The organism is Nostoc sp., assembly GCF_036919675.1.
In the GTDB taxonomy this organism is placed as follows: domain Bacteria; phylum Cyanobacteriota; class Cyanobacteriia; order Cyanobacteriales; family Nostocaceae; genus Nostoc.
The window spans coordinates 1-6,030 of the sequence record NZ_JBALCP010000086.1; the positions used below are offsets into that span (position 1 = coordinate 1).

Genomic DNA, 6,030 nt, shown 5'->3' on the forward strand with positions numbered 1-6,030 from the left:
ATTAGCGAGCCCTATTATTGAGGGTATAAATTACAGAGCCAAGCAAGGTCAGTATCAAGTTGAGCGTTTTATGTTTAATTAGGTTGACTTACTTACAAGACAAACACCAAGTGTGATGGCAGTTTCCGTTTTCTTGTCTCTATACTATCTGTTTGCCTTAACACTTGCTCAATTGCTTCCGCTAGATAATTCGGTTTCTATCGCTTTTAGCACTTCCCCTGATTCTATTAAAAGTGAGACCAACGAAAATTCCTTGAGTTGCATTAGCTGTGTGCGTTTTTAACTACAAGTCTCAATCTACCTGTTTTTGGGCTTAATCGAAAGCTATTGGGATTTGGTTTTTTAAAAGACCCATTATTCTTTGCCGATAGTGTTTTTCTCCCCTTATTCTCCAGATCTCAACAAGATTGAGAAATGTTGGGCATGGCTCAAAAGTCGTATCCGCAAATGTCTGGATGCCTTTGATTGTTTACGAGACGCTATAGAGCATGTTCTACAACTTTCGTCTTAACAATACTGGCGATTGCTATACCCCTCATGAGGCTTCTAGCGATCGCCCTCCCGGAAAGTGACAGAAGAGGGATATAAACCGTCTTGCCCACTTTCTGATATGACGTTCTCCCATTCCTACGTACTGACTGGTTTTACAAAATGTTTCCCCTGATGCCAACATTAATATTGCACGAGCGCGTTTTGCCAAACCCACGGGAGTTGTTGACTTCCGAAGCCAACTCTTTAGTAGATCTTGTTGCTCACCAATCATTTCAACCTAGATATTTGAGCTACATCCTTGCATATCTGATTTTTATACCACCCTACAAAAAATATCTTCCTCTATTTCCGACCCTTTTTTGCGGTGACTTATACTAAGTAAGGATTACGAATACCTTCCCGAAACGAGTGAAAGTATGATATACGCCGCTATGACGCATTTAATGTTACGTCTATTAGCTCGTCATCATCCTTGCTCAACTGCTTAAGATTTATTTTATAAACACCCTCTTAGAAACAGAGTGCGCGATCGCTTGTGAAATACTGCAACTTCTGCAAAAGAACCTCGTCCCAAATTGATGTCCAATATGCATAGTCAAATTCCAGAGCGAAGGGAGCAAGGCTTGAGTCGTGTGGGAGTTCTTGAGTTCGTTTTTGGGGAAAGCCTAGCCAACTAAGCGGCAGGTTGAACGGGAAACTCCACTGGTGCGGGGCAACAAAGACTTGTGCTTGAGGCAAGTGTCTAAAAAAGGGGCCAAGAAAGACTTTATGCTCCAGACCAGAACTGGTTGGTAATACCCATGTACTTAACTTCACCGTACTTTGCTACCAACTCATTAACCAAGCGGACACACTCAGTTGTTGGAGCAACAGATGCATAGACCAGAAGACCTCTGGCACAGCGAGTTTGACGATAGTAATACGAATCGGCAAGATGGCGTAGAGAATGCCGTGAAGCTGATCGAATGTCCAGATAGTCTCAAAAACTATTTCCTTGCGAAGTGTCCGCCGCCTGCCGTAGGGGTAGAGTGGGACAGCAGCCCAGAATGGCCATGACCAATCATTTGAGTGGCTCAAAGGATACATCCCTTGCTGTTGTAGTTCTACCTTCGACTTAGATCCAAGTGAGTTTATCGTCGTTCCATTGTCCTGCCTGATAAGTAGGTGGGCGTTAAAAAATACAACTAGATTAAGAAATATAAATTAATTAAAAGCTTATATTGAAAGCCTTTCTGGTGCTTTACATAAGTTTACGTAGTTGGGTTTAATTGCGCCCACCTACTTAACCACTTATTACTAACTTTAACTACTTTCATTATTTTTTCAATTGTTCTAAATAAACAGCAACCTACATAATAACTCTGTTATATCTTTGTTAAGAATAGTTACAACTTCTTAACACAAGGAAATATTTTTTATGGTAGTCTCACTTGAGAAGAATGTACCACATCAGGTAGTTATCATTGGTGGTGGCTTTGGTGGACTGTATACAGCAAAAGCTCTGAAGACAGCAAATGTAAATGTTACTCTCATTGATAAACGTAATTTTCATCTATTTCAGCCGCTTTTATATCAAGTTGCCACAGGTGCGCTGTCACCTGCTGATATTTCGGCACCATTGCGATCTGTATTCAGCAAAAGCAAGAATACAAAAGTGTTGTTGGGAGAGGTAAATGATATCGATCCAAAAGTACAAGAAGTTATTCTGGGTGATGAAGTAATACCTTATGACACATTAATTGTCGCCACAGGTGCTAACCATTCCTATTTTGGTAAAGATAACTGGAAAGAATTTGCTCCTGGCTTGAAAACTGTTGAAGATGCCATAGAAATGCGTCGTCAGATATTTTCGGCATTTGAAGCGGCAGAAAAAGAAACTGATCCAGAAATTCGCCGTGCTTTGTTGACTTTTGTGATTGTGGGGGGTGGTCCTACCGGTGTAGAATTATCGGGGGCGATCGCGGAATTGGCATACCAAACTCTCACAGAAGATTTCCGCAGCATCAACACCTCAGAAGCGAAAATTTTACTATTGCAAGGGGGCGATCGCATCCTCCCACACATTGCGCCAGAGTTATCGAAAGTAGGAGCAGAATCTTTGCAAAAGTTGGGTGTGGCTGTCTACACTAACACCAGAGTCACAAATATTGAAAATAACACCGTTACTTTCAAGCAAGGCGATGAATTGACAGAAATTACTGCAAAAACTATATTGTGGGCAGCGGGTGTTCAAGGTTCGCCTATGGGGAAAGCCCTAGCAGAAAGTACAGGTGTAGAGTGCGATCGCGACGGACGTGTGATTGTAGAACCTGATTTGACTATCAAGGGTTATAAAAACATTTTTGTAGTAGGAGATTTAGGTAACTTCTCTCATCAAAATGGTAAACCCTTACCTGGTGTTGCACCTGTAGCTAAACAACAAGGAGAGTATGTAGCTAAACTCATTAAACGCAGGCTTCAAGGTCAAAGTTTACCACAATTTCGTTACAACGACGTGGGTACTTTGGCGATGATTGGGCAAAATTTAGCTGTTGTAGATTTAGGCTTAATCAAACTCAAAGGTTTTATTGCTTGGGTCTTTTGGCTAGTAATTCACATCTACTTCTTAATCGAGTTTGACACTAAATTAGTAGTAGCAATTCAGTGGGGATGGAATTATATCACTCGTAATCGTCGCTCTAGATTGATTACAGGTCGAGAAAGTTTTGTAGAAGCAAAAACTGTTAACAATAGCGTACAACAGCCTTCTGGGACACCTCTGTAACTTCACGCATCACAGGGCTATTAGAGTAATGAATACCGTGTTGGTGAGAAATCTTGGGCGAAGATTAGCTGTTCCAAAAAAAAGTCCATCCCAATGTATTTACTGAATCGACTTTATCCCTCTTTTATTACTTTAGGAAGAGAAAAATCAGTAAAATATTCAACTAGCAAGAGGAAAACTGACCGGATCTGCCCGAAAATCATTCATGAAGTTGATTAATTTCAAAAAGCAACGTTTCATACCAGGAATGTTAAATCCTGTTAGCCAAGGTCAAATTAAACAGTAAAAAATATAGGGTTGAATAATCAATCTCAGGTTATTTAAGGCACTCTTTCATGTTGTACCAGACTTCCAATTTGGATGTTGACTATGGTGAGAAATATTCAAGTCAGTTGAGGATGAGAATTCGGAAGTAGATGTTGGGCTTGATTGGGTATGAGGAAAGTCTCCAGGATAGCCCATCGACAAATCACGTCAACCTAGAATTCGCTATCCTGTTGTTAAAAAAGGCACTATTAAACGAAAGAAACAAGCCTCAAAATCAGGTCAAACGCATCTAAATATTGACGAGCCTGAATCAGAGTGGAATTTAACAAAACCTTAATCAAATAAGGCTTTCAGGAAATTAAATATTTTTGTTCACTTCAAGCATTTGTTCGCTTGGAGTTCATGCGCTCTCAAAACATAATTTCTAATTGGTATGAATTGCAAAGGAACCTATTCACTTTAGTTATGCGTGAGTACATTCTGGAAAACCTCACCAATACTTGTGCCGCATAGTACACATGGATGACATTTTTTGTCAATGCGTAAGTCCTATATTTAATCCTTTTTTTACAACCAAGCCTGTTGGACAAGGTACTGGGATGGGGCTGGCTATTAGTCACCAAATTATCACACAAAGACATGCCAATTCTTTAGAATGCATTTCGCAACCAGGAGTTGTTACTGAGTTTATTATTTGTATTCCCCTGATTCAAAAACGTCCAATTCCTAATGCTTAATATCATATCCCTACCTTTTCAATTAGAGGATCTTTGAAAAGTCGGAGAGGAAGTAAAAAAGCTCTTCAGTGAGAGGTCATTTTCAGGCTTTCCCAAGCCCTGATTTTTCCGTATTGTGCAGAGATTGCTTTAACCGTGCTGTAACTTCTGACTTGACTAAAGCTAATAATAACCGCTCCTTCTTTGGTCGAGCCGGGTCGCCTAATGTAATGGGATACAGTTAGAGTTTTGGATTTTCCGAGCAACGCCGCAAAAAATTTTGATGTGTGCTATCATTTAAAGGCTAGACGCTTCCAACTCAAGCGCAAAGCAACAGCATTATCCCAATGCGTGTAAACCATTGGTTATCAAAAACTGAAGTCCGTCCACGAAAACTTTTCAGGCGAGACGCTGAAAACCAGCACCAGAAATCCCCCTCAAGAGCAAAAGCAAGAAAAGCTCTGTCGAGTTAATAAGATAAGAGTGGTTAGCGATCGCGGGAGCCAACCTTAGAGAGCGATCGCACAATTACCACAACTGACCACACAGGCCATAGCTTTATATAATCCTTAGTAGAGGACTAACGAAAGTAATATGACCGACACGCCTTCCTTACTTCCCAAATTGATTAGACCGACTTGAGCAAATAGTATTGAGGCTGGCTGAAAGACAATCCCATACTTAACAGCAATTAGACTCACTTAAGTAGGTGGGCGTTAAAAAATACAACTAGATTAAGAAATATAAATTAATTAAAAGCTTATATTGAAAGCCTTTCTGGTGCTTTACATAAGTTTACGTAGTTGGGTTTAATTGCGCCCACCTACTTACCGAAAATGTAAATTGTGTATTAGCTAGGAGTGCCATTTTAGATGATGTATTGCTTGAGCTACGCGAAAGCCATGAGATACATCAACGTAACTTTGAAGAACACCAACGCACCACCAACGCTGCACTACAAAGTCTTGAAGCTATCTTGCTCCAGTTGACTCGAAATCATTCTTGAGGCGCGATTGCCTTGGGGTAAATTTCGAGCAATTCACCTTCACCCAAAGCGATTGTCTCTTGCCACTAATGTTGACCTTGGATCGGATCAGCACTCTTCACCGTTCATCCCTCATCCACTTTAGCCCTATCGTCAGCGCCGCTTCCGCACTGTAATAAATCTTTTGCTCTCCAAATATGCCACCTGTGCGGCTGACGATCTGAAACTGCCAGCACTGCCCAGGAGTATAAAATACCATTAGGAAACTGCTATTGATCCAAAACACTGTATAAACTTTAACCTGGCATATTACTGCTGTTGTGGGTGTGATCATGCAAGAGCAATTGTCTGGTATTTTTCACCCAAATAATAACTTAATCAATCAAACCCAAATGCCGATGGAATGCTTATACAGCATTTGACTACCCTATCTTCGCTCCTAATCTTCTCGCCTAACTTCTGAATTCTGACTTCAGCAGGACTTTTCATCAGATTTAATCACATAAGTTATTCTACTTATAAGCTACAAACAAGGCAACACAACCTACAACACTTACTTGAAAACTGTGGAAGTTCTTCTTTAATACTGCTTCTAAATCTTCTAAAGTATCGTCAGTATTACCAAATATCCCTTTGGCATTATAAATACGCATTAGTTATTGCCCAAATAAATTATGTGATACTTTTTTGCCTAAGAGGATGTCTGAAAAATTTTGAGGAGGTGATTTTGACTACGCAAGCTGTTTTAACATTAAACGAATCATTGCAACATAAATAAAAGCCTCTGTCGTTTCAGGTAAAATCTC

4 protein-coding genes and 6 pseudogenes are annotated in these 6,030 nt (G+C 40.2%); 5 read left to right on the plus strand and 5 right to left on the minus strand.

Features of this window, described 5'->3' with window-relative positions:
- Positions 1-373 precede the first annotated feature (373 nt).
- A pseudogene (locus tag V7K49_RS18635) lies at positions 374-511 on the plus strand (transposase); the annotation flags it as partial.
- Positions 512-535: 24 nt separating this feature from the next.
- Here the strand turns inward: V7K49_RS18635 and V7K49_RS18640 are convergent.
- The gene (locus V7K49_RS18640; protein ID WP_335206804.1) at positions 536-763 is read right to left on the minus strand and encodes a helix-turn-helix domain-containing protein; all 228 of its coding nucleotides are present in this window, start codon (positions 761-763) and stop codon (positions 536-538) included.
- Positions 764-866: 103 nt separating this feature from the next.
- On the opposite strand from V7K49_RS18640, the pseudogene V7K49_RS18645 reads away from it, so the two are divergent.
- Positions 867-980: pseudogene (locus V7K49_RS18645) on the plus strand (IS5/IS1182 family transposase); the annotation flags it as partial.
- Between the two features lie 23 nt (positions 981-1,003).
- On the opposite strand, the pseudogene V7K49_RS18650 reads toward V7K49_RS18645, so the two are convergent.
- Positions 1,004-1,578: pseudogene (locus V7K49_RS18650) on the minus strand (DUF4336 domain-containing protein); the annotation flags it as partial.
- Between the two features lie 331 nt (positions 1,579-1,909).
- Between V7K49_RS18650 and V7K49_RS18655 the strand changes: the two are divergent.
- A complete protein-coding gene (locus V7K49_RS18655) occupies positions 1,910-3,256 on the plus strand; it encodes an NAD(P)/FAD-dependent oxidoreductase (protein WP_335206806.1) in 1,347 nt (448 codons plus the stop codon).
- 159 nt (positions 3,257-3,415) lie between these two features.
- Here the strand turns inward: V7K49_RS18655 and V7K49_RS34715 are convergent.
- Positions 3,416-3,688, minus strand: a pseudogene (locus tag V7K49_RS34715) (IS701 family transposase); the annotation flags it as partial.
- 201 nt (positions 3,689-3,889) lie between these two features.
- On the opposite strand from V7K49_RS34715, the pseudogene V7K49_RS18660 reads away from it, so the two are divergent.
- Positions 3,890-4,036 (plus strand): annotated as a pseudogene (locus V7K49_RS18660) (IS701 family transposase); the annotation flags it as partial.
- Between the two features lie 38 nt (positions 4,037-4,074).
- Positions 4,075-4,260, plus strand: a pseudogene (locus tag V7K49_RS18665) (ATP-binding protein); the annotation flags it as partial.
- A 1,082-nt stretch (positions 4,261-5,342) separates the two neighbouring features.
- On the opposite strand, the gene V7K49_RS18670 reads toward V7K49_RS18665, so the two are convergent.
- Complete coding sequence (locus V7K49_RS18670; RefSeq protein WP_335206809.1) at positions 5,343-5,483, minus strand: hypothetical protein; 141 nt, start codon at positions 5,481-5,483, stop codon at positions 5,343-5,345.
- Between the two features lie 253 nt (positions 5,484-5,736).
- Positions 5,737-5,877, minus strand: a complete 141-nt coding sequence (locus tag V7K49_RS18675; RefSeq protein ID WP_335206810.1) for a hypothetical protein — start codon at positions 5,875-5,877, stop codon at positions 5,737-5,739.
- Positions 5,878-6,030: the final 153 nt, after the last annotated feature.